This window comes from Lysobacter sp. A286 (genome assembly GCF_054052105.1).
On the sequence record NZ_JBSVRJ010000004.1, the window covers coordinates 18500 to 42837 of the forward strand.

Annotated in this window: 17 protein-coding genes; 6 read left to right on the top strand and 11 right to left on the bottom strand. The window is 66.3% G+C overall.

All coding sequences use genetic code 11. The features are described 5' to 3' along the window. Positions 1-18 precede the first annotated feature (18 nt). A complete protein-coding gene (locus ACW7G0_RS12945; protein WP_456990331.1) occupies positions 19-690 on the top strand; it encodes a methyltransferase domain-containing protein in 672 nt (223 codons plus the stop codon). On the opposite strand, the gene ACW7G0_RS12950 is transcribed toward ACW7G0_RS12945, so the two are convergent. Continuing rightward, positions 653-1510: a polysaccharide deacetylase family protein gene (locus ACW7G0_RS12950; protein ID WP_456990215.1), complete on the bottom strand. Its 858-nt coding sequence runs from the start codon at positions 1508-1510 to the stop codon at positions 653-655. The two genes, ACW7G0_RS12945 and ACW7G0_RS12950, sit on opposite strands and share 38 nt — an antisense overlap. A 73-nt stretch (positions 1511-1583) precedes the next feature. On the opposite strand from ACW7G0_RS12950, the gene grxD reads away from it, so the two are divergent. Then, positions 1584-2513, top strand: coding sequence for a Grx4 family monothiol glutaredoxin (gene grxD, locus ACW7G0_RS12955; RefSeq protein ID WP_456990217.1), 930 nt, complete (start codon positions 1584-1586; stop codon positions 2511-2513). Between the two features lie 48 nt (positions 2514-2561). On the opposite strand, the gene ACW7G0_RS12960 is transcribed toward grxD, so the two are convergent. Together ACW7G0_RS12960 and ACW7G0_RS12965 are read right to left on the bottom strand one after the other, a co-directional pair. Continuing rightward, positions 2562-3104, bottom strand: coding sequence for a DUF924 family protein (locus ACW7G0_RS12960; RefSeq protein WP_456963131.1), 543 nt, complete (start codon positions 3102-3104; stop codon positions 2562-2564). 93 nt (positions 3105-3197) lie between these two features. Beyond that, a complete protein-coding gene (locus tag ACW7G0_RS12965; protein ID WP_456990219.1) occupies positions 3198-3782 on the bottom strand; it encodes a lysozyme inhibitor LprI family protein in 585 nt (194 codons plus the stop codon). A 173-nt stretch (positions 3783-3955) separates the two neighbouring features. On the opposite strand from ACW7G0_RS12965, the gene ACW7G0_RS12970 reads away from it, so the two are divergent. Together ACW7G0_RS12970 and ACW7G0_RS12975 are read left to right on the top strand one after the other, a co-directional pair. Beyond that, the gene (locus ACW7G0_RS12970; protein WP_456990221.1) at positions 3956-5404 is read left to right on the top strand and encodes an amidohydrolase; all 1449 of its coding nucleotides are present in this window, start codon (positions 3956-3958) and stop codon (positions 5402-5404) included. Positions 5405-5439: 35 nt separating this feature from the next. Continuing rightward, positions 5440-6732 (top strand): amidohydrolase family protein, encoded by a 1293-nt coding sequence (locus tag ACW7G0_RS12975; protein WP_456990333.1) that lies wholly within the window; start codon positions 5440-5442, stop codon positions 6730-6732. 85 nt (positions 6733-6817) lie between these two features. Here the strand turns inward: ACW7G0_RS12975 and ggt are convergent, their stop codons facing one another. Beyond that, a complete protein-coding gene (ggt, locus tag ACW7G0_RS12980; RefSeq protein ID WP_456990222.1) occupies positions 6818-8563 on the bottom strand; it encodes a gamma-glutamyltransferase in 1746 nt (581 codons plus the stop codon). Positions 8564-8583: 20 nt separating this feature from the next. Beyond that, the gene (locus tag ACW7G0_RS12985) at positions 8584-11652 is read right to left on the bottom strand and encodes a TonB-dependent receptor plug domain-containing protein (RefSeq protein ID WP_456990224.1); all 3069 of its coding nucleotides are present in this window, start codon (positions 11650-11652) and stop codon (positions 8584-8586) included. A 473-nt stretch (positions 11653-12125) separates the two neighbouring features. Between ACW7G0_RS12985 and ACW7G0_RS12990 the strand changes: the two genes are divergently transcribed. Beyond that, the gene (locus ACW7G0_RS12990) at positions 12126-12788 is read left to right on the top strand and encodes a DUF2306 domain-containing protein (protein ID WP_456990226.1); all 663 of its coding nucleotides are present in this window, start codon (positions 12126-12128) and stop codon (positions 12786-12788) included. On the opposite strand, the gene ACW7G0_RS12995 is transcribed toward ACW7G0_RS12990, so the two are convergent. From ACW7G0_RS12995 to ACW7G0_RS13020, 6 genes are all read right to left on the bottom strand, one after another. Next, a complete protein-coding gene (locus ACW7G0_RS12995) occupies positions 12733-13833 on the bottom strand; it encodes a helix-turn-helix domain-containing protein (protein ID WP_456990228.1) in 1101 nt (366 codons plus the stop codon). The genes ACW7G0_RS12990 and ACW7G0_RS12995 overlap by 56 nt on opposite strands. A 91-nt stretch (positions 13834-13924) precedes the next feature. Then, positions 13925-15886 carry a DUF885 domain-containing protein gene (locus tag ACW7G0_RS13000; protein ID WP_456990230.1) on the bottom strand — a complete coding sequence of 654 codons (1962 nt, stop codon included), beginning with the start codon at positions 15884-15886 and terminating at the stop codon, positions 13925-13927. Between the two features lie 106 nt (positions 15887-15992). Beyond that, positions 15993-17855: a DUF885 domain-containing protein gene (locus tag ACW7G0_RS13005; protein WP_456990232.1), complete on the bottom strand. Its 1863-nt coding sequence runs from the start codon at positions 17853-17855 to the stop codon at positions 15993-15995. A 184-nt stretch (positions 17856-18039) separates the two neighbouring features. Then, positions 18040-20163: a metallophosphoesterase gene (locus tag ACW7G0_RS13010; protein ID WP_456990234.1), complete on the bottom strand. Its 2124-nt coding sequence runs from the start codon at positions 20161-20163 to the stop codon at positions 18040-18042. Positions 20164-20191: 28 nt separating this feature from the next. After that, positions 20192-22990: a TonB-dependent receptor gene (locus ACW7G0_RS13015; RefSeq protein WP_456990236.1), complete on the bottom strand. Its 2799-nt coding sequence runs from the start codon at positions 22988-22990 to the stop codon at positions 20192-20194. A 169-nt stretch (positions 22991-23159) separates the two neighbouring features. Continuing rightward, complete coding sequence (locus tag ACW7G0_RS13020) at positions 23160-23333, bottom strand: hypothetical protein (RefSeq protein WP_456990238.1); 174 nt, start codon at positions 23331-23333, stop codon at positions 23160-23162. 40 nt (positions 23334-23373) lie between these two features. Here ACW7G0_RS13020 and ACW7G0_RS13025 point away from each other — a divergent pair, with 40 nt between their 5' ends. Further along, entirely contained in the window at positions 23374-24318 is a 945-nt protein-coding gene (locus tag ACW7G0_RS13025; RefSeq protein ID WP_456990240.1) for a DegV family protein, read from the top strand. The last annotated feature ends 20 nt before the right edge of the window (positions 24319-24338 follow it).

Consider the following 24338-nt stretch of genomic DNA (forward strand, 5'->3'; position numbering starts at 1 on the left):
GGGCCGACCGTGGGTCCGCTGTCACGCGAGCGCGCCCGACGCATCGCCAGTTCATTCGGGCCGGGTGGCAACGGCAACCATTGGGACTATTACTACAGCCGCGGCAAGCTGGGCAGCGACCCGCTGTATCCCGGCGTCTGTGCGGCGTTGCGCGGCAGTACCCAGCCGCTGCTGGACCTGGGTTGCGGCCTGGGCTTGCTGGCACATGCGCTGCGCGAGGACGGCCTGGCGCTGGGCTATCGCGGGGTCGACAACGACGCGGGCAAGATCGCGCGCGCCAGCGGCGCGGCGCAACGACAGGGCCTGGTGGACGTCGCCTTCGATTGCATCGATCTTGCACGCGGGTTGCCCGACCATCGCGGCAGTGTCGCGATCCTTGATGTGCTGCAGTTCCTCGCGCCCGACGCACAACACCGCACCCTCGACACGACCATCGCGATGCTGACTCCCGGCGCCCGGCTGGTGATCCGGACCGGCCTGGACGACGGCAGCATGCGTGCCCGCGTCACCCATGCGGTCGACGTGTTCTCGCGGTTGGTGGGCTGGATGAATACCGCTCCACGCCGTTACCCCGACGAAGCCACGTTGCGTGAGCGTTTCGATGCGGCGGGCCTGCGTGCGCGGTTTACGCCGCTGTATGGCAACACGCCGTTCAACAACTGGCTGGTGGTGGCGGTGAAGCCGGGTTGAGCAGCGTTTCCGGCAACACGGTGCGGTAACCCAACGCGTCCAGCCGACGCAGCAAGAGCCCTACGGCTTCCACGTTGCGGCCGTGCGGCGCGCCTTCGTGCATCAACACGATCGCGCCAGGAGCGAGGTCACGCTCGATCCGTGCCACGACCTTCCCCGGGTCTACCATGACGGCGTCGTAGCCACGTGCGCTCCAGGCCACCCGGGCCAGACCCTGATCGCGCAGCGCGGCGGCGGCAAACGGGTTGGCCATCCCGACCACGGCACGGAACCAGCGCGGCGTGACACCACTGATCCGGGTCAGCGCCGCTTGCGCCTGCGCCACCTGGGCGCGCATCCGCGCCGGACCGAGTGCCCAGAAAACCGCCTGCGGATGGCCGTGGCTGTGGTTGCCCAGCCCATGGCCGCGCCGCACGATCTCACGCACCAGCTCCGGTAGCGCCTGCGCGCGCTCACCGACGACAAAGAATGTTGCCTTCGCGCCGTGCCGGTCGAGCAGTTCCAGCAGCGCAGCGGTATCGTCGGATGGGCCGTCGTCAATCGTCAGCCATACCAGGTTCTGCCGGGTCGGCAATCGCGACAGCACCGGGCTGAACAGCGCCGAGTCGGCCTTCAACGTGCCCCACAGGAATGGCAGGTGACTGGCCAGCATCAACGGCAACCCGGCCTTCCAACCCCACTGCCACCAGGCTGCGGCGACCAGCAACTGCGACAGCAGCAGGGCGATCCAGCAGGCATAGGGGTGGCGCGGAACGCGGTGCAGGCGGGCAATTGACATGATCTGGACGGACATGATCTGGACGGAACTGATCTGGATCATGCCAGCGTCAGGCGCGCCTCGGTACACTTGCACGATTGCCTGACACCTCACACCCGCATTACGGAAGCCTGCCATGTCCCTCGACCCCGCCCTGCGTTCGCGCATCGAACAATTGCTCTCCACCAATAACGTCGTCCTGTTCATGAAAGGTGAGCCGAACGCGCCACAGTGCGGCTTCTCGGCCAAGGCGGTCGGCGCATTGGGGGCCACCGGCGTTGCTTACCAGCATGTCGATGTGCTGTCGGACCCGGATATCCGCGAAGGCATCAAGCAGTACGGCGAGTGGCCGACGATCCCGCAGCTGTACATCGGCGGCGAGTTGATTGGCGGTAGCGACATCATCGAGCAGATTGCCAACTCCGGGGAGCTGTACACCGCGCTGGGCGTGCCAGCGCCCGACCGCACCCCGCCACCGATCACCATCACCCCGGCGGCGGCAAAAATGCTGGGCGAGGCCGTGGCGAACGCCGGTGACGGCTATGCGCTGCAGGTCGAGATCGATACCCGCTTCAACGCCAAGCTCCAGCTGGCACCGGTGGACGCCGCCGCGATCACCAGCGAAACCGAAGGCCTGCGGGTGCAGTTCGACCTGGCCAGCGCCCAGCGCGCGCACGGGTTGACGATTGACTGGGCCGATGACGTGCGCGGCCGCGGGCTGGTGATCGAAAACCCGAACGCACCGCCGAAGGTCAACTCGATCAGTGCCAGCGACGCGGCGGCCAAGGTGGCAGCCGGTGAGCTGATGGTGGTCGACGTGCGCCCTGCCGATGAGCGCGGGAAAGCGTCCATCAAGGTACCGTTCAAGACCCTTGACGGGGACGCCAGGACTGAATTGGAAGCATTACCCAAGGACACAGCGATCGCGTTCCTGTGCCACTCCGGCGGTCGCAGTGCACAAGCCGCCGAACGCTTCCGCAGCTTGGGCTTTACCCGCCTGTCCAACGTCGAAGGTGGCATCGCCGCGTGGAGCGAGCAAGTCGACTCCAGCGTGCCGACGTACTGATCGGCTCACCAACCCCGGACATGCGCGTCATGCCCGGGGCGCGGCTGGTCAGCCACTGAACCCGCCCTCATCCAGCCATGCTTGCTCGGTCGGCGTGGTTGCCCGGCCCAGCAGATGGTTGCGATGCGGGAAGTGGCCAAAGCGCTCGACGACGCCATGGTGGTGCACGGCCCACTTGTCGGCATCGGGCTGGTCGATCGACTGGTACAGCTCAAGCGCCCGCTGCTGGTCGAGCATCGCCTCGGAATGCACGAACGGCAGGTAGAAGAACGTCCGTAGCGATGCATCCACTTGCGCATCGAAGCCGCGGCCGATGGCACGCTCGGCGACCGCGCGCGCCATCGGGTCGGTCGCATAAACGTGCGCGCTGCCGCGGAAAACGTTGCGGGGGATCTGGTCCAGCAGCAGTACCAGAGCCAGGGCGCTGTCGGCCGACTCGCCCCAGCTTTCCAGTTCGCCCCGCGACGCTGCCATGTGCGCATCCAGCAGGCGTTCGCGGCAGCTGGCATCGAACCTGGCACCGCCCCTGAACCACAGTTCCGGTCCCGCATCACGCCAGAACTCGACGATTTCTTGCGCCGTGGTATCCATTGCCTGCCCTCATCACCTGATCGGAAACCGACATTATCAGGGAGCCCGTTATTGTCGCTGCAGTGTTTGTCGCTGCAACGCCCGGGCGCGGCGTCAGTCCGACACGTCCTCGTCGAGATCTCCGTCGCCCAGTTGGGTCTCCAGCTCGGTGATCCATGCGACGGTGATGCTCTCCAGGGTGACGGCATGGATCAGGGGCTGGATCGAGCCGCCTGAATAGGTCTCGGCAATAAAACGCGCATAGCGCTCGCGATACCCCAGCCAGCCCAGATGTACCGCCTCGAAGGCGGCCAGGCCGTCGCCCTCCAGCTCGGCACGCAGGCGCACGACCAACCGGTCGAGGTGGCCGTCGACCTGCTGGAACGAGCGGATCGCCCGCAGGTTCATCGCCACTTCGTCCAACGACTGCTCATCACATTCCCGCACGACCAGCTCGACCTGGCTGACGTAGCGGTCGGCCATGCGAACCGCGGCCTCGGCCTTGCCGATCAGCTGGCCCTCGAACCGTCGCAGTTCCTCCAGGCTGGTGTTGGCTCCCTCCAGGCCCTGCTTGAGGGTCAACAGCTTCTGGTTGCGTTCGATCGCGTCAACCGTGGTGCGCCGCTCGACCTTGCGCCGGACGAAATAAAACGCCCAGGTCAACACGGCACCCAGCAGCAGATAGATCGCTTGTTCCATGACGCAGTCCTCCCGTAGCCGACAGTGTGCCGCGCACACGTCGCAGACGTTGCGATGGTCGCGGTATCCATGACCATCGTCAGGGTTGGCACCGCCACGGACCACCGCTAGGGTGCAGGCAGACTGTCGCAACGTCATCGCCAGCGCAGGCACTCAACCCCGGGGAGTTCAAAATGCTTCGTTTACCTGTTGCCGCGCTAGCGGTCGCCCTCGGGCTTGCGCTCGCCGGCGGTGCCCACGCCGACAGCGGCGACCGCTCATCGTCGTTCGCCAATGACCCCTACCCCAGTACTTATGAACGAATTGCCGCGCCACCGGTGCTGGTCCGCGGCGCGACCGTGCTCACCGGTACCGGTGCGCGCCTGGACAACGCCGATGTACTGATGGCCGATGGCCGCATCGTCGAAGTCGGCACCGGCCTGGCCGCGCCGGCCGGCGCCACCGTGGTGGATGGCAACGGCAAGTGGGTGACTCCGGGCATCATCGACGTGCACTCGCACCTGGGCGTCTATCCCAGTCCCGGCGCGCGCGCCCACAGCGACGGCAACGAGGCCACCGCGCCGGTGACCGCCGCCGTCTGGGCCGAGCATTCGGTGTGGCCGCAAGACCCGGGCTTCAACGCGGCCCGCGCCGGCGGCGTCACCTCGCTGCAGATTCTGCCCGGCTCGGCCAATCTGGTCGGCGGCCGTGGCGTGACCCTGAAGAACGTGCCGGCGGTGAGCTACCAGGCAATGAAGTTCCCCGGCGCGCCCTGGGGCCTGAAGATGGCCTGCGGCGAGAACCCCAAGCGCGTGTATGGCGACAAGGGCGGCCCGTCAACCCGGATGGGCAACGTCGCCGGCTACCGCGCGGCGTTCATCGAGGCGGCCGAGTACCTCAAGAAGAACGGCAAGTCCGATGAATCAACGAAGAAGCGCAGCTGGTGGCAGTCCGACACCGACAACAGCAAAGAGAACGGCAACGGCGGAAAGCGCGACCTGAAGCTGGAGACGCTGGCCGGCGCGATCAACGGCGACATCCTGGTCCACATCCACTGCTACCGCGCCGACGAGATGGCGACGATGCTGGACCTGGCCGACGAGTTCGACTTCAAGATCGCCGCGTTCCACCATGGCGTGGAGGCCTACAAGCTGGCCGACCGGCTGGCCGAAGAAGGCACCTGTGCCGCGCTGTGGGCCGACTGGTGGGGCTTCAAGATGGAAGCCTTCGACGGTATCCAGGAGAACATCGCCATCGTCGATCGCCCGGCCGGCAGCTGCGCGATCGTGCACAGCGATTCTGAGGAAGGCATCCAGCGGCTCAACCAGGAGGCAGCCAAGGTCATGGCACACGCGAAGCTGGCCGGCATGGAGATCACTCCCGAGCACGCGATCCAGTGGCTGACCGCCAACCCGGCCAAGTCGATGGGCATCGCCGACCAGACCGGCACCCTGGAGACCGGCAAGATGGCCGACGTGGTGATCTGGAACGGCACCCCGTTCAGCGTCTACGCGCAGGCCGAGCAGGTCTATGTCGACGGCGCGCGCGTGTACGACCGCGATGACCCGTCACGGCAACCGACCTCCGACTTCATGCTGGGCCAGTCGACCGGCGACCGGATCCGCGCCGGAGGTGTGCTGTGAGCCGCGACGGCAAGGGGCAGGTTGTTCGCGCCTCCCTGTCATTGCTTGCATTGGCGACGCTGTCGTTCGTCGCGCTGGGCGCCAGCGCGCAGGATCTGCTGATCCGCAATGCCACCGTGCATACCGGCGGCACCCCCGCGACGCTGACCAATACCGATGTGCTGGTCAGCGATGGCACCATCCGTGCGATCGGCGCCGCACTGGCCGCCCCGGCCGGCGCCCAGGTCGTCGACGCCCAGGAACGGCGCCTGACCCCGACCCTGTTCGGCGGCATCACCGGCATCGGCATCGAGGAAGTCTCCGGCGAGCGTTCAACCGTCGACAACACCCTCGCGCTCGGCGCCGACACCCACCAGATGACGGTGCGCCCCGAGTTCGACGTGACCCTGGCCTTCAACCCGGCCTCGATACTGATCCCGGTCAGCCGGATCGAGGGCATCGGCTGGACCCTGATCAGCGCCGGCAGTGATGAAGGCGGCTCGATCATCGGTGGCCAGGGCGCAGTGATGCGGCTCGACGGCAGCGTCGACCCGGCCGGCCCGAACGTGTTGTTCGTCGACCTCGGCAGCGACGCCGCCGGCCTCAGCGGCCGCTCGCGCGCCGCTCAATGGATGATCCTGGACCAGTTGATCAGCGAGGCGCGCGGCCAGATCGCCCCCGACGCCAACACCTCCCTGCTGACCCCAGCCGGACGCGCGACGCTGAAGAAATACCTTGATGGCGGTGGCCGCGTCGTGGCCGATGTCGACCGCGCCGCCGACATCCGCCAGCTGCTGCGCTGGTCCGACCGCCACGGCGTCAACATCGCAATCGCTGGCGGCGCCGAGGCCTGGAAGCTCGCCCCGCAACTGGCAGCGGCCAAGGTGCCGGTATTCGTCGACCCACTGACCAACCTGCCGGCCAGCTTCGACCAGCTCGGCGCCAGCATGGAAAACGCGGCGCGGCTGGATGCCGCCGGCGTCGCAGTCGGCTTCAGCCAGGGCGGCGATGCCAGCCACAACGCGCGCAAGATCCGCCAGCTCGCCGGCAACGCAGTCGCCAATGGGCTGCCATGGGAAGACGGCCTGGCCGGGCTGACCTCGGTGCCGGCGAAGGCGTTCGGCGTCGCCGACAAGCTCGGCAGCATCGCCGTCGGCAAGCGCGCCGACCTGGTGCTGTGGAGCGGTGACCCGTTGGAGGTCAGCGCGGTCGCACTGCAGGTGTGGCTGGATGGCAAGCCGATCGAGATGCGTAGCCGCCAGACCGAGCTGCGTGACCGTTACCTGCGGCCCCAGGTGCCGCGCGAGAACGGCGGCCTGCCGCGGGCGTATCCGGCGGCGGACCAGTAGTCCACCGGAGACCAAGTCGCACGCCCCCGGTTTCGCACCGGGGCCGGTCAGGTGACGTCTATCAGCGCCCCGGACGTGTACCCCGTCACTGCGCGACGGCGGCGGCTCCCGGGCGGCGCGGATCGGCGGCGCCTTCAACGCCGTCCTCGTTCTTGAGCAGGGTCTGGGTACTGCCGATGGTTTCGTCCTGCGTTACCTCGTGGCCACGCGCCTCCAGCAGCCGCAGAGTGTCCGGGCTGAAGCCGCGCTCGACCCGCAGGTCGCCGCTGCGCATTTCCTGATGGATGCGCGGCATGCTGGTGGCTTCGGCGATATTCATGTCGAAGTCGACCACGTCGACGATGGTCTGCATCACCGTGCCGGGGATCGTGTTGCCGCCCGGGCTGCCGGTCACCATCCACAGTTTCCCGTCGCGGAACAGCATCGTCGGCGACATGCTCGACACCGGACGCCGGCCCGGGCCCAGCAGGTTGGACATGATCTTCTTCGCGTCCTTGCCCGCCCTCGCCTGCGCCGTGATCGGGAAGTTGCCGATCAGGTTGCCGAGCAGAAAGCCGGTGCCTTCGATCATCACCCCGGCGCCGAAGTCCGAACCCAGCGTGTAGGTGTTGCTGACCGCGTTGCCGTCGGCGTCGATCACCGAGATCTGCGTGGTTTCAGTGCTCTCGTATTGCCACGGGTCGCCGGCAGCGAGTTCCGGCGCCGGCAGCGTTTTCGTCGGTGAGATCAGTTCCGCGCGCGTGGCGGCGTACGCCTTTGATGTCAGGCCGCGTGCCGGGATGTCCGAGAACCCCGGATCCCCGGCGAACCGGCTGCGGTCGCTCCAGGCCAGCTTGATCGCCTCGGCCATGTAGTGCAGCGCGTCGGCGGATCCAGCGCCGAAGGCGGCCAGATCCTTCGTTTCGAGGATGTTGAGCATCTCGATGACGCTGGCGCCGCCACCGCTGACCGGCGGCATGGTGGCGATGCCATGGCCGCGATAGCTGCCCAGCAGCGCATCGCGTTCGATGGCGCGATAGGCGGCGAGGTCGGCGCGGGTGATCAGGCCGCCGTGTTCTTCCATGCCGGCGGCCAGACGTTCGGCGATCTCGCCGCGATAGAACGCGTCCGCGCCGTGCTCGGCGATCTGCCGCAGCGACCATGCCAGATCCCGCTGCACCAGCCGCTCGCCGGCACCCATTGCGCTGCCGTCGCCATGCAGGAATATCTTGGCACCCGCCGCGCTGCGCGCCAGCCGTTCCTTGCCCCAGTCCAGTGCGAAAGCTTCGTCGCGCGTCAGCACGAGTCCTTCGGCGGCTAGGTGTATCGCGGGTTGCAGCAGCGACGACCACGGCAGATGGCCATATTTCCGATGCGCGAGTTCCAAACCGGCGACGGTGCCGGGTACGCCGGCGGCCCGGTAGCCGGCGCTGTCGCCGGCGACCTTTCCGTCGTCATCGAGATAGCGCTCCAGCGTCGCCGCGGCTGGTGCCATCGAGCGGTAATCGATCGCGACCGTGCGCTTCTCTTTGGCCAGATACACCAGCATAAAACCGTCGCCGCCGATATTGCCGGCGCGCGGCAACACCACCGCCATCGCGAACGCGGTGGCCACCGCGGCATCCACTGCGTTGCCACCATCGCGCAGGACCTGGGCGCCGATCGCGCTGGCGACTTCGTTCTGGCTGGCCACCATGCCGCGATCGGCATGCACCGGCTTGTGGATCGCCTCGTAATTAAGCAGTTGCCGCGCTTGCGCGGTTGCCGACGGCAGGCCGCCGGGCGCAACCAGCAGGGCCAGAAAGAGCGCGCATCCGATGCGCGCCCGGTGCATCATCGTGCAAGCAGTCACTGGTCTCTCCTATTCCGGTTCTATTCGAATTCCTTGGTCAGGGTCATGTAGTAGCCGCGGCCACGAGCGCTGTGCGCCTGGGTGTAGAAGCCGGATGTCGTGGGTGACAGCGGCGGCTCGTTGTTGCTGACGTCACGCACGGTGAAACGGATCGACGAATTGTTGAGGAAGTTGTCGACCTCGCCAAAACTGCGTTCCACGAAGAGGTTGGTCCGGCTCCAGCTCGGGACCTGGAACAGGCTCCCGTCGTCGAGCGACGCGCTGGTGGATTCGAACTTGCCCACGTAGCGGGTGAACGTGCCCAGCTTCCAGTCGCCATACCGCCACGACGTGCTCAGCGACGCGCGCCATTCCGGAGTGCCATTCAGGCCCACCATGTTGCCGGCTTCGCTGATGTTGAAACCATCGTCGATGATGCCCTGCTCCTGCGCCGCCAGAATCAGCCGCTCGTCCGCGGTCAGCTCCTGGGTCAGCTCGATCAACCGGGCCGCGTTGAGCTGGACATTGAAGGTGCCGGCGTTGTCGGTCTTCAGGCGCCAGTTGGCCGAGAAGTCGAGGCCACGCGTGGTACGCGGCAGGCGGTTGATGTAGACGTCGTCGATCCGTGCGACCGTGCCCACCGCTTCCAGACCGGTGCCTTCGAACTGCTCCAGGCGGTCGTCATCCGGGTCGTTGCGGATCACCGCCGGGTTGTAGGAGTCCTGCATGCGCATCAGGTAATCCAACGCCAACTGGGTCCGTCCGCCGAGGATGCCGATCACGTCCTCCTGCTCGATCGACCAGTAGTCCGCGGTAAGGGTCAGCTTGCCGGCACTCTCGGGCAGGAATTTCGGCTGGAACACGAAACCGACCGACCAGGTATCGGCGGTTTCCGGCTCCAGGTCCTTGTTGCCGCTGCGCTGCTCGACCGTGCTGTAGCTTTCGCCACATTGGTTGATGCTGTCGATGTCGCCGTTGCGGATGTTGGCTTCGCAAACGTAGTAGTCGGTCCGTGAGTTGCTGAGCGTCAGGTCGTTCGAGTTGGTCAGCATGATGTTCGGCGCCAGGAAGCTCTGCGACCAGCTGGCACGCATCATCAGGTCATCGGACAGTCCCCAGGCCAGGGCGACCTTCGGCTTGGCGACGCTGCCGAAGTCCGAGTAATGCTCATAGCGACCGGCCAGCTGCAGGTCCAGGTAGCGCACCAGCGGCACCTCCATCTGCGGCGAGACCAGCGGCACCGCCAGCTCGGCGTAGAGCGAGCTGACCGAACGTTCGCCTTCGTTGTCCGGTGAAGGGCTCGCACCCAGGATGTCGCTGGTGATCGCGCCGGTCATGGGGTCGGTATAGGTGATCGTGCCGTCGTGGTGCGCGTCGCGGTCGTCGGTGAGCGTTTCGCGGCGCCATTCGACGCCCGTCGCCAAGCCAACGTTGCCGCCCGGAAGGGAGAACAGATCGTCGCGCAGGAGACGCGAATCCACCTGGAACAACGTGCTGCGGCTCTTGCGGATGACCGGGACCGTGAACGAGGCGATCGTGGCCGGGTCGTTCGGCGTGCCGTCCCGCCCTGACCAGTCCAGCGGATCGCCGCCATTGAACGGGTTGTAGGCGCCTGGATCGCTGCGTCCCAGCGCTTCGGTGAACAACGTATTGCTGATCGAGCCGTGCTGCTCGTCGCGGGTCTTGGCGGCCGAGTACAGCACCGCGCTTTCCCACTCGAACGCGCCCACCATGCCGCGGATACCGGCCACGGCCCGGTACGCATTGTCATCCACCGTGTAGGGACGCTCGGTATCGGTCGCGCGATAACTGACCATCCTCACGTCCAGCCCCTCTTCCGGCGCGTCGATGCCCGCCAGACGGTTCGGATTGAGTGAGCCGTCGGGCAGGTACATCGCGCCGAACGGGTTGTAGTAGTTGTTTTTGGACACCACGATCGGCGCCGAACCCACCGACGAGGCCTGCTCGCGCATGCCCTCGTAGCGAGAGTTGTAGTAGCTCAATTCGCCGAAGGCGACGAAGTTGTCGTTGATGTCCTGCTCGATGGTACCGAACACGTTCTTGCGCTCGACGCCTCCGATCAGGTTGCGCTGCGAGGCGGCGTTGAAACGCAGGTCGCGCGGCACCGTCGAACCGGTCTCGATGCACGCGTTCGCATCGATGGACCCCACGCACTCGTCCGATACCGGCTCGATATGGAAGTAGCCGGAGGCGCTGGTGACCAGTTCCCCGTTCTGCCTGACCGCATCCTTGTCGCGTGTCTGGAACGCGCCCCAAGACGTGGCGGAAAGGCGGTCATCGAACGCGGTATAGCCTTCGAACGGCGTGCCTTCCAGCCGCGAGCGCTTGTCCATGTCGGCGCTGTACCAGCGCTCGGACGAAGCCAGGTTGGATCTGTCCGTGTAACCACCAAGCAAGGTCACCCGGGTGCGGCCGTCGTTGAGCCATTTGCCGGCCTTGAAGTTGATGTTGCCCTCGCGGAAATCGGTGCCTTCGGAGCCGCCGAACTGGCTCTGCACCTTGAATCCCTGGTAGGTCGTGTCCATCACCACGTTCATCACGCCGGCCACCGCGTCGGAGCCGTAGATGGCCGAGGCGCCGCCGAGCAGGGTTTCCAGGCGACGGACGCCATACAGCGGAATGGCGTTGATGTTCCCGGTCTGGCGCGGGACGAAGTTCTCGGTCTGCGTACCTGGATGCGGCACGACGCGACGCCCGTTGACCAGCAGCAGCGTGTTGCCGGTGCCGATGTTGCGCAGGTTGATCGAGCCGACGTCGCCGCGTGCAGCGTTGATGTTGGCCGCGGTGTCGGTGTTGTCGAACATCAGGTCGCCGACCTGCGGCAGGGTCTGCAGGAGTTCTTCGCCGGACACCGCCCCGGTGTCGGCGATGTCGTCTTCACCCAGGATGATCACCGGGGCCATGCCGGTCTCGCTGTTTCCGGCCAGGCGGCTGCCCACCACCACGACCTTGTCGAGATCCGTGGCTGTAGCGGTGGCGGGAGCCTGTTCTGCCGTCGTTGCGGGCTGTGCCGGTACAGGCTGCTCCGTTACGGGCTGCTCCGGCGCGGGCTGCGTGGCGATTTCCTGCGCGGATGCGGTGGCGTGCAAGCAACCGATGACAGCGCAGAACAGTATCGTTTTCCTGAAATTGCGGACCATGCGAGCCCTCCCTCGAAATGAATGTCGGTGGCCAGTCGGCATGCAAAACCTGCCAGCAAAGCACCTGTCGATGACCGCAGGGTGGCAGTGGCGTTTCGCTTTGTCGTGCAGCAATGCGGCCCAGCGGTATAACCCGCGGCTATGGAAACAATCGCGGAGCAAGGCCATTCGCGATCGATCCAACTCGGCATCCAGCAGCCGCCAGACCGAACTGCGCGACCGCTACCTACGACCCACGGGTGCCGCGCGAGAACGGCGGCCTGCCACGGGCGTATCCGGCCGCGGACCAGTAGTCACACCGGGGACCAAGCCGTACGACTCCCCGGTTTCGCACCCCGGCCGGGTCCGGTTACGCCGTCTGAGACGACCTTCCACGCCAAGCCAGTCACTCTTTCCCCGGTTCATCGATCCGGGAGCAAGAGATGTTTGATTGGCTGGGGAAATTGGCCGGATGGTCGATCCGCGGGGTGTTCACCCTGGCTTGCGTGGGGGTGGCGGGCTACGCGTTTGCGTTCCTGTATGGCGAGTTCAGCCCGGACAATCCATTTGCGGCCCAGTTCGCGATCTCCGGCTGGGACGTGCCGGCGCATTTCTTCGCGGCCGGGTTGGCGTTGCTGCTGGTACCGCTGCAACTCAGCACGTGGGTTCGTCGTCGCCTGCCGCGGCTGCACCGACTGGGCGGCTGGCTCTACGTCGCGGTGGTGGGGATCGGTACCGTCTCGGGGTTCCTGTTGGCGCAGCACGCACAAGGTGGCCTCGCCAGTACCTTGGCGTTCACTTCGCTGTCGCTGCTATGGCCGGTGGTCACTGCCATCGGGATCCGTCACGCGATCGCCGGCAACACCGCCGCGCACCGGCGCTGGATGTTCCGCAGCGCGGCGCTGACGACTGCGGCCATCACCCTGCGCTTGATGCTGGCGACCGGCGTGATCCTGCAATGGCCATTCATTCCCGTCTACATCGCCGCCGCGTGGTTGTCGTGGCTCATCAATCTGGCGATATGCGAGCTGATCCTGCGGTGGCCGGCGATCACCCGGCATGTCCGCGCCTATAGCCGCTTGGCGTCTCACCCCGTTGACGCTTGAACGCCGCGTTGAAGGTGGACTTGGACGTGAACCCGCACGCGTAGGCGATATCGAGGATGGTGCGTGCGTCCTCGGGATCGGCCAGACAGGTGCTGGCCGCGTCGATGCGCTGGCGGTTGATGTACTCCCAGAAGTTGCCGCCGAGGCGCCGGTTGATGACCGCCGAGACCAGGTACTCCGGATAGCCACTGCGCTTGGCGAGCTGGCCGATGGTCAGCGCCGGTTCCCGGTACAGCCGCTCCTCGCGCATCAGTCGCGACAGCCGTGACTCGACCTCGTCGAAGCGCGGGTCGTCCTCCTTGGCCGGGCCATCACCGATGGGCGTGGCCGACAATGCAGCTGACAGCTCCACCACGGGCGGTTGTCCGAGACTGAAGTAGCCGACCACGCACACCCACGCCGCGACCGCACCGTAGATCAGGTAGTAATCGACCACGGGGATGCGCACCGCTGACTGGACCGCTGCAATGCCCCAGATCACCAACTGGCACAGCGCCATTATCGTGATCCAGCGCAGCGGCTGACGGTCGGCATCGGAACGATGCTCGCGGAGCTGCCGGTGGTAGCGCTGCGCCCGCACCAACGCGGCGACGATGTAGGCGAACGCGTATGCGAAAAGCAGTGGATCGAACCACGCGGGCAACCACGACCCGTTGCCGTTCTGGAAGCGATCGAACACCGCCGCCGTTTCCTCGGCACCCAGCAGGAACAACCCACCCGCCCAAACCAGTACGAAGGCGAAGACGGCGAAATGCCCCACGTCGCGCCAACGTGGCGCGCGCCCGGTCGTCAACACCCGCACGTACAAATAAAACAGGCTGGCGTACAGGAACGGAAACAACGCGACAAACCGGGCCGGCTTGAACAACCACACCGTCGGCTCGGCCAGGAACATCGCCTTGATCGCCAGGTCCACGCCGATGATCGCCACCCACGCCGCCAGCACCCGGTTCGCGGCCTGATTGGGCCGCCGCCGCGACAACGCAAGCGCGAGCAGCACCGCTTGTGCGGCGCCGATCGCGTAGATGACGATCCAGTGGTCCATCGCAGTTCCGGTTATGCCTCGTTCGGCATGGTGCCCGATACGGCCGAAAGCGGCGAGCATCGCCAGTTCGACCTCGACCTTCCCGCGCAGCCTACGGCGCAGTCAACCCGGCATCAGCCCGGCTTACGTCGAGCGGCGCCGCAGTCGTCTCCACCGACGCCACCCACTCATCCACCACCTGCTCCAGCACCATCAGCGGCAGCGCGCCGTTGCCCAGCACCAGATCGTGGAACGCGCGCATGTCGAAGCGGTCGCCAAGCCGCGCCTTCGCGTCCTCGCGCAACTCCAGCATCTTGATGTGGCCGATCTTGTACGAGCACGCCTGCCCCGGCTGCACCAGGTAACGGTGGATCTCGGTGCGCACGTCGTCGGGGTTCATCCCGGTCTTCTCGATCATGTAGGCGATCGCCCGTTCCGGCGTCCAGCGCTTGCGGTGCAGGCCGGTGTCGACCACCAGCCGGACCGAGCGGAACATCTCCGCCTGCAGACGGCCGAGGTCGCCCAGCGGATCGTCCTCATACAGCCCCATTTCGGCGGCCAACTGCTCCGCATACAGCGCCCAGCCTTCGGTGAAGGCGCTCGGGTTGAGGCTGCGCCGCAACAGCGGCAGGTCGGTCAGCGTCTGGCCCAGCGATATCTGGAAGTGATGGCCCGGCGAGCCTTCGTGGTACGCCAGCGTCGGCAGGCTCCAGCGGGTGTTGGATGCCATGTCGCCGAGATTGATGAAGAACGTGCCCGGCCGCGAGCCGTCCATCGCCGGCGGGTAGTAGTAGCCGCCAGGCGAGGTGGCCTGCGCGTGCGCCGGCACCGGGCTGACCTGCAACGGTTGCTCGGGCAGCCGGCTGAAGTACTGCGGGATGTGCGGCTGCAGGCGGTCGAGGGCAGCTTCGATGTCGGCGATCACTTCCGCCCGGCCGGCATCGGAATCCTCGTAGGCGAAGCGCGGATCCTTTGCCAGCGTCACCACGCGTTCCCCAACCGATCCTTCGCTCAGGCCTTGCGCGTCGAGCAACGCATCCATGCGCTGTTCGATCCGCGCCACCTCGTCGAGGCCGATCTGGTGGATGTTATCGGCGTCGAGCGTGGTGCTGGTGTTCCAGCGCAGCGCTGCGTCGTAGAACGCTTTGCCATCGGGCAGCGCCCATACGCCGCGGTTGCCGGGGTTCTTTGCCAACGCTTCGTCCAGGCGCGCGAGCAGCCGCGCATAGGCCGGGTTGGTATGTGCGCGCACCGCCTCTTCCGCCTCCGACAGCAGTGCCTGGCGTCGGTCGGGATCGATGCCCGGCGCCTGTTCCAGCTTCCGTCGCAATGCGTCGACGAACAGGCTTGCGGCGGGCTCGGGCGCCAGCAGCGCTCGGATCTGGGCGGCGGTGCCTTCCAGCGCGACTTCCGGCGGCACGACGCCGTATTCGGCCTGCAGATTGAAGTTGGCGATGACCTGGTCGAGCTTCTCCGCGATGCCCTTCAGCCGGGCGATGTAGTTCTCCGCGTCACCCGCGTCGGCCACCCGATGATGGTTTTCCATGAACTGCGGGATCGACACCGGGATGCTGAACAACTGGTCGACCGCATACACCGATCCGCCGACCGGCAGCCACGCCGGCGACCAGTCGAATGCCATCAGGTCGATCTGGGTCCGGTAGAACCAGCTCGCCAGATCGTAGCTCCAGCGCTCCTGGCCCACCAGCGCCTCGCGGTCGTACTCACCGACCGCCTCCAGGCCTTCCTCCAGCTCAGCGCGCAGTACCGCGCGGCGCGGCAGGGACACATCGGTCATCCGGTCCGACAGGTCGCCGACGCCGTCACCGGAGATGCCGAGCAGGCTCCGCAGTTCCGGGTCGCTGTTGATGCTACGCGCGGTCAGTTCATCGAGCAGTTGGTGGAAATCGCCCGGCCGGGTGTCCGCCGTCGCGTCCTGCTCGGGAATCTTGGCCGGCTCCACGCGGTCGGACGCCATGGCCGCCGGAAAGAGGCCCGTCAGGCACAGCGTCAGTAGCAGTTGCTTCATCAGGTGCCCCATCGATTGGTCGAGCTGCCCATCAGCGCTGCCCATTTCCTGGATGTCGCCGAGAGAGGAAGCCAAAGCGCCGGGACGCCGGTGGTGGCAGGGCCCGGGGACTGAACCCAGGCCCTGCGACAACAACCGGATGTGGCTAGCGTCAGGCCTTCTTCTCGCCTGCAATCCACTGGTCGATCTTGCGCTCCAGCAACGTCAGCGGCAGCGCACCGCCGCCGAGCACAGCGTCGTGGAAGCCGCGGATATCGAAGTCCTCACCCAACTCGGCCTCGGCCTTCGCGCGCAGCTCCTGGATCTTGATCATGCCGATCTTGTAGCTGGTCGCCTGGCCCGGCCAGGTTATATAGCGGCGCACTTCGGCCTGGACCGCCTCCAGCGGGATCGAACTGTTCTCGGCGAAGAACGCCACCGCCTGCTCCTGGGTCCAGCCCTTGGCGTGCAGGCCGGTGTCGACCACCAGCCGGATCGCGCGCCACATCTCCGAAGTGAGCCGGCCGTATTCCGAGTACGGGTCGGTGTAGGTGCCGGGCATCTCGCGCGCCAGCCACTCCGAGTACAGGCCCCAGCCTTCCGAGTACGCGCTGAAGCCGGCCTGCTTGCGGAACTCCGGCACGCCTTCCAGCTCCTGCGCGATAGCGATCTGCATGTGGTGGCCCGGCAGGCCCTCGTGGTAGGCGATGACCTCCAGCTCGGTCTTCGGCATCGCGTTCATGTCGGACAGGTGTGCGTAGTACACGCCCGGGCGGCTGCCATCCGGCGTGCTCGGGTAGTAGTGCTGCGCGGCGCCGTCGACCTCGCGGAACGACTCGACCCGCTTGACCACCAGGTCCGCCTTCGGCAGCAGGCCGAAGTAATTGGGCAACTGCTTCTTGATGGTGTCGATCGCCGCGGTGGCGTCGTCGATGTAGGCCTGGCGGCCGGCGTCGGTGTCGGGGTACTTGAACTGCGGGTCGGTCCGGACGAAGTGGAAGAACGCCTTCAGGTCGCCCTCGAAGCCGACCTTGTCCTTCAGCGCCTCCATCTCGCCGCGGATGCGCGCGACCTCGTCCAGTCCGATCTGGTGGACCTGGTCCGGGGTGAGATCGGTGGTGGTCGACGCCGCCAGGCGCTCGGTGTAGTACGCGGCGCCGTCCGGGTGGGTGGTGCCGACGCCCGACGGGTTGACCAGCGCATTCGGCAGGTCGGCCTTGTACCAGGCGATGACATCGGCAAAGGCCGGCTGCACCGCCTCCACCAGCGCCGCGCGGGCGGCGTCTTTCAGTTCCTGCGCGCGCGCCTCGTCGATCTTGCCGGCTTTCACCAGCGCATCGGCCTTGGCCTGCGCGTCGGCCCACAGCGCGCTGTCCTCGCCATCAGTGAACGGTGCGCCGGTGATGACCTTGCCGGCCTGCTCGATCACGCCTTCATGGGCGAAGCGCGGCGGGCGGATGTCGAGCCCGGCCGAGCGCTTGACGTGGTCCATCAACTGCCCGAACGCACGCGGTACCTCGCGCAGGCGTGCGACGTAGGCGGTGTAGTCAGACTCCTCATCCACTTTGTGGAAGTTGATCAGGAACGTCGGCAGGAACGACTGCGCCCCGCCCATCTGCTCGAACGGATAGTGGTGGTCGCTGAAGCGGTCGGCGGCCTTGGCGGCCTCCGTCTGGTACACGAACAGGTCCCACGACAGCTTGGCGTCATCACCCAGCGCGTCGTAATCGAAAGTGGACTTCATCTCCTCGGCCGCCGCGACCTGCCAGGCCAGCTGCTTGACCGCACCCTCGCGCGACATGTCGTCGAGTTCCGAGTAGCGGTCCTTGCGACCGAGGAACGCCATCCGGATCGGACTGAACTGCAGTTGCTCCTCGTACTTCTGCTCGAACCATTCGTTGAGGCGCGCGTCCGTGGTAGCTGCGCCGGCCTGGGCGGAGGTGGTTTCGGGAGTGGTGGCAGCCGTAGGCGCGCCGGGCGAGCAGGCGACGCACAGGGCCAGGGTGAGGGCGGATACGACGAGGGTGCGGCGCATGGGAGCTCCGGACTGAAGTGGGAGCGGCGCCCCCGGAAGGCTGATCATGCCGTAAACGATGCCGCCGGCGCAGTGTGCCGAAAGGCCCGGGCAGTGCGACGTGGCGCCCCAAAACGCAAAGAACCGGCCGTGCACGGTGCACGGCGTGTACTCGTGGCCGTGACCGTGACCGTGGTCCAGCCCCTCAGAACGGCGAGGGCTTGTCCGACAGGTCGATCAGCTCGTTGCTCCCCAGGTCCAGCCGGACATGCTCGGATGGCGCGCCTGCGGCGAGCTTGAGCAGGATCGTCATCAACGGCTTGAAACGCGTCTGCACCACGTCGCCGATTGTATTGGCGGAGCTGACGCGCTCGCCGTGCATCACCAGTGTCGCATCGGTTTGCTGCAAGGCCCGGGCGAGCAGTTGGTAGTGGGCTGCGCGCTCGGCGGAGATGTCGGCGAATGCGAGATCACCTGCATTGGCCACACGCACGAAGTCACCGACCATTTCGATTGCCTGCCACCGGGCTAGGTCCTCCAGTTGCATGCCGTTGGCCTGCGCCAGCGCACGCGCCTTGGCTTCTGCGGCGGCGAGGTCCGCCGCGAACGCGGGATTGCTTGCGCCGCTGCCGCCCGCGTCGGACAGGCAATCGAAGAACACCGTCGAAAGCCCTGCGCGCGCGCCGGTATTGGCCAGCTCCTTCAGCGTGGTCTCGGTCTGCAGTTGCGACAGCACGAGCAGGTCGGCGCCGGTCAGCGGGCTTTTGACGAGTTCACGCATGTCGCAGTGCCAGTCGTCGCTCAACAGGCGCAGGCGCACCAGCTCGGTCATGTAGCGATGGGTGAAGTCGCCATAGCTCGTCGCGTCCAGGATGGCGAGGTCCCATTGCGCGGGCTTGGTGTAGGCATGCTCGGCGCGGTAAAGGTCGAACAGTTCGTCGAAGCGCGGCACCTCATCCAGCTGCACGGTCTCGACCTCGATCCGGTCGGTGCCGTCGAGCGTCATCAGTTTGTAGGCCGGCACATAGGCAGCCAGGGATGGCGCCTGGATGTTGAACAGCGCGGTTCCGCCACCGTAGTTGCGTACGGCCATATCGTTGAAATGCATGTGGCCACCGACGTGCACCTTCAAGCCGGTTTCGGCCAGCGCTCGGGTCGTGTCTTCGGCAGGCCGGCGCACCAGTTGCATCGCGTCCGCGCCCAGCAGCGCCTCGATATCGTCCGATGCACCGTTGTAGAACTCGGCCATCGGGAAGTGGCTGAATGCGATCACCTGCTTGCCCCGGGCCTCGCCGCGAGCCACGACACTGCGCAACCACTCGACCACGTGCGGCTTGTGGCGGAGCATCGCGTTGTAGCCCTGGTTGCCCGAGCCGGTGAAGTCGTTGGGGCCGGGGCCGGTTGGTACATAAACGTTGGCGTCCAGGCCCACCAGCCAGACGCCCTCGACCGGTTCCACCAAGTACGAGGTGTCGGTGACCGTCTTGCAGAAGGTGTGGCAGATCTCGTACTGGCGGTTCACCCAGTCGGCCTGTTCCAGCGCCGTGGGGTAGTCGTAATCGTCGTAGTTATAGGTGCTGTAGGGCGTCTCGTAGTAGAGGTACGGCGGCTTCGGCATGAAGCCGTGCTGCTCCATCATCTGCGTGATGCCCGCGTAGCCCATGTGCCGCACTTCCTGCGTGCAGTAGCTCACGCCTACCTTGGCCCACTCGCCCGCATACGGGGTGCTGCAATCGGCGTTGCCGTCGCGACTGTAGATGGGTTGCGGGAAACCGATCGCACCAGTGACGGAATCGTAGCCGAGGTAGTCGTCCTTCCCGCCGGCCTGGTCGAACGGACGGACCGGATCGTGGTTGCCCGGAGCAGCGAAGAACTCGATGCCGTGCCTGGCCGAGTACTCGTCCATGAGCCGGGCGAGTCCGCGCATGTGGACCGGCTGGCCGTCGTCGGAAAAGTCACCGGGCAGCGCGATGTACTTCACGCCGCGTGCCACCGCGTTGTCCAGCGCGGCGATGAACGCGAAGTAGTTCTCGTTGAACAGGCGCGTGGACGTCAGCTGTGCCTGCATGGTGCGGAGGGTGGCGTTGCGGCCGTTGCGGGGGTTGCGCACCCCCGGGAAGGAACCGTCCTGGAACTGCGCGTAGACACCGTGGAAGTGGATGTCCGGCATGAAGGCGATCCGGACGGGCGCGCGAACGGGCGCGGACGTCGGCGGCACGGCGTCCGCACGTACCGCCGGCCGACCGTCGTGGCTGGCGGCACAGCTCGCCAGCAAACCGGCGAGCACCGCCACCGCCAGCGCGCGACCGAAGCACATCCGCGCCCTCATCGACTCATCGCCACGCGTGACTGCCGGCTCAGAAATCGACCCGGACGCCCAGGCTGAGGCGGCGGCCGGACAACTCGTGCATCGTCGGGAACGACGGGTCCATGGTGTAGCCGGTCGTCTCCTCGTCGGTGATGTTGATGCCCTTCAGGCTGAGCTTGACGTTGTCGGTGACCCAGTAGCCGACCGAGATGTCGGTCTGGCCGTAGGCATCGCGGTAGATCGGATACATGTTGTAGCCGAGGCTTTCGACGTACTCGTCCTTGTAGTTGTAGGACACGCGCGCGTCGAAGCGCGCGTTGTCGTAGTACAGGGTGACGTTGTAGGTCTCCTCAGCCAGGCCCGGCATCGGCGTCTTGATGCCGAGTGCCGACTCGCCAGCGAGCGAGCTGTCCAGCGAGGTGTAGTTGGCGTTGATGCCGAAACCTTCCAGCGAGTGGTGCAGCATGCTCAACGGCAACTGCGCGATCAGCTCGAAGCCGTCGACATCGTAGGAGCCACTGGCGTTCACCGGCTGGTAGACGTCGAAGTCGTAGTAGCCGGCGAGCGTGCCGTTGGCGTTGTACACCGCCACGTCCGGGACCACCCCGGTCAGCGCGTTGATGACCACACCGTCGATCTTCTTCTGGAAGTACGACGCCGCCAGCAGGCCACCGTTGTCCAGGTACTTCTCCAGGCCGACGTCCCACTGCTCGGCCGAGGTCGGCGCCAGGTTGGGGTTGCCGTCGGTGAAGCGGAACGAGCTCCAGCTTGCGGTGCGCTTGTAGGCCAGGTCGCTCAGAGCCGGGCGCATCATCGCCTCCGACGCGGCCGCGCGCAGCAGCAGGCCGTCCGACAGCTCGGCGGTCATGTTCAGGCTGGGCAGCACGTCCGAGTAGTCGCCCTTCTGCGACACCGGGTCCTCGGTGAAGCCCGGGGTGCCGTCGGGGTTCTGGATAGGGTGGTAGCCAAAGGACACCACCGAGGTGTCGACGTAGCGCGCACCGGCGTTGATGAATATCGGGAACCGGCCGAGGTCGAAGTTGAAGTCGGCCATCGCGTACAGGGCGGTCGCTTCCTCGTCGACGCGGTAGTACTCGCCTTCGTCGAACGGCGTGGAGAAGCCGGGGTAGCGGAAGGTGTCCCGCGCGTAGTCGTTGGACACCTGCTTCCAGGCCAGGTCACGCGCCTCGTACTTCCCGCCCGGAACGATGTCGGTCACCCACTCCAGCTCGCTGTCGGCCAGGGTGCGCTCGCCGGCCCATGACTCATCGCCCTCGCCCGGCCCCTTGATGTTGCGTTCGCCGCGGTTGCGCTCCTTCGACTTGTCGGTGTAACGGGCACCGAACTGCACGTTGTGCAGCGCCGGGAAGAACGCCAGGTCCAGCGTCTTGCGGAAGTTCACCTGCGCGGCGTACTTGTCGTCGCTCACCTTTTCCAGGCTGGTCTCGTACGCCTCGAACAGGTAGCTCTCGGGCGCGTCATACATGTCGATGGTGGCCGGGTCGCCGCTGGGGATCGTCTCGCCGCCGGTGTCGGTCCAGCGCGTGCGCGACGGCGCATAGGCCACGTGCTTGAGGTTGGCGTGGTCCAGGGTCTTTTCCGCGCCGGAGTAGCCGAGCAGGCCATCGACGGTCCAGCTATCGCCCTTCCAATCCAGCGCCATGCTGTACTGACCGAAATCGCTCTTGTTGATGCGCTCCTTGCTCAGGAACTCGTGCTGGGTGGCGGTGTAGGACACGTCGCGCAGTACCACCATGCCGTACTGGTCCAGGGTGGCGGCGTCGTACTCGTGGATGGTGTCCAGCGTGCTGCGGCTGGAGGCCGAGTAGGCTGCGGCGTCGTACTCGTCCTCGGTGGTGTCGTAGCCGCCGACCATGGCGTCGAAGGTCAGGCTGAAGTCGCTGCTGGGCCGGTACTGCAACGCCGCGGTGGCGCCCCACTTGTCCTGCTCGTTGACGTAGATGCGGTCGCCGACCTTGTCCTGGAAGATGATGAGGTTGGTTTCGTCGCTGTTGGTTGGATCCTGGACGACGATCCCGGCGTCGCGCTCGAGCACCGCCGCCGCCTGCGCGCTGCGGTCGCCGCCGGCACCCAGGAAGCGCGACATCGGGCGGAAGTTGATGCCCGAGTTGGAGTCGGTGCGGTTGGTGCGCTCGGCCTTGGAGAACGACACCAGCGCGCCCCAGTCGCCCCAGGTGTCGCTGGCCAGGAACGAGTACTTGGGATCGGTCTCGCCGGAGATGGAGTTGTGCGCGCCTTCCGCGGAGAACGCCAGCTTGCGCTCGCTGTAGTCGAACGGACGCGCGGTGGAGATCTTGACCGAACCGGCGATGCCGCCTTCCTCGTCGGAGGCGATGGGCGACTTCTGCACCGTGACCTGCTGGATGATCTCCGAGGCGAAGATGTCGAACTCGACGTCGCGCCCGCCGCTGCCCGAGGCCGTCGCAAGATCGTTGATCGATACGTGGGTGTAGTCGGACGGCAGGCCGCGGACGTTGACCGCGGTGCCCAGGCCCTTGTTGCGCTCGATGGTCACGCCGGGCATGCGCTGCAACGCCTCGGCCAGGTTCTGCTCGGGGAAGTCGACCACGTCGGTGGCGACGATGGAGTCCGAGATGCCGATGTTGCTGCGCTTGATATCCACCGCCTGCTCGAGGCTGCGGCTGTAGCTGCCGGTCACCTGGACGGCGTCGAGTTCCGTGGGCTCGGCCGCGGCGTCCGACTCGCTCTGGGCCAGGGCCTGCAGCGGCATCGATGCCATGCCGGCAATCAGCAGGCCGTGGATGATCCGGCTCAGCGGCCTGGGTTGCGGCGCGAAAACACGGGTGGCTCGATTGCGATGCGACATGCTGTTCTCGTGGTTGTGTGGGGGTCCGCTGCAGCGGCGCACCGATCCAGCCATCGAGGGCGGGGATCAGCTCGTCATCGCTGGGCCCGCACAGGCTACGAAGGGAATGTGACGTTAGGATTTCGTAAAACGCGTGGGCCGCCAACGGCCAGAAACGGACAAGTCCGTGTCAGGCGTCCAGCCGCTGTGCCAGGTCAGGCGCCGGCGAGAATATGAATGCCGTGCCGCGCCGATCCTGGAGCAGCAGGTCAAGTTCCACCAAGCCCAGCCCGTCGGACCATGGCAAGACGATTGCCTCGTCACCGGCACCGCGCACGGCCACCCCACCGGCGCTATGCTGCAAGCATTCTGTGACGACGTCGTCATTTCCTCCAGGGGGATTCATGCGCATTGGACTGGTTGTCGACTCGGCATGCGACTTGCCGTTGGAGTACCTGCAGCAACACGACGTGACGGTGCTGCCGATCACCGTGCGCATAGGCGAGGCGGTGCTCGCCGACCATCGCAACGAAGAGGCGACGTTGGAGTTCCTGCACGCGCACGTCGCCGAGGGCGGCGCCGAGGCCGAGACCATGCCGTTCACGGTGCAGCAGATCCAGGAGCTGTTCCTGGGCCGGATGGTGGTCGACTACGACTACGTGTTCTGCATGACCATCACCAAGAGCCGCAGCCCGATCTTCGACAACGCCCAGCAGGCCAGCTTCGCGATCCTCAACGAGTACCGGGCCACGCGGTCGGCCGCCGGCAACAACACGCCGTTTGCACTGCGAGTCATCGACACTCAGAACCTGTTCGCCGCGCAGGGCATCACCGCGGTGGAGGCCGTCCGCCTGCGTGACGCCGGCGAGGGCGCGCCGAAGATCCGTGCACGGTTGGAAAACCTCGCCCTGCACACTCACGGCTACCTGGTGCCGCGCGACCTGTACTACCTGCGTGCCCGCGCCCGCAAGAAGGGCGACCGCAGCGTCGGCCTGCTCAGCGCCGCGCTCGGCAGCGCGCTCGACATCAAGCCGGTCCTGCATTGCAACCGTGGCGAGACTGGCCCGGCGGCCAAGATCAAGGGCTTCGAGGCCGCGGTGGAAAAGGTGTTCGCCGGCACCATCAAGCGCATCCAGACCGGCTTGATGACGCCGACGGTGTGCCTTAGCTACGGCGGCGAACTCGAGGAGATGCGCGACCTTCCAGGTTATGACGAGTTGCGCGCGGCCTGCACCGCGAACAACATCGAAGTGTTCGAAAGCGTGATGAGCCTGACTGGCATGGTCAACGTCGGCAAAGGTGCGGTGGTGGTGGGCTTCGCGTCCGAGGGCGGCATCCGCTTCAATTAATCCAGGTCGAGCCCCAAGGC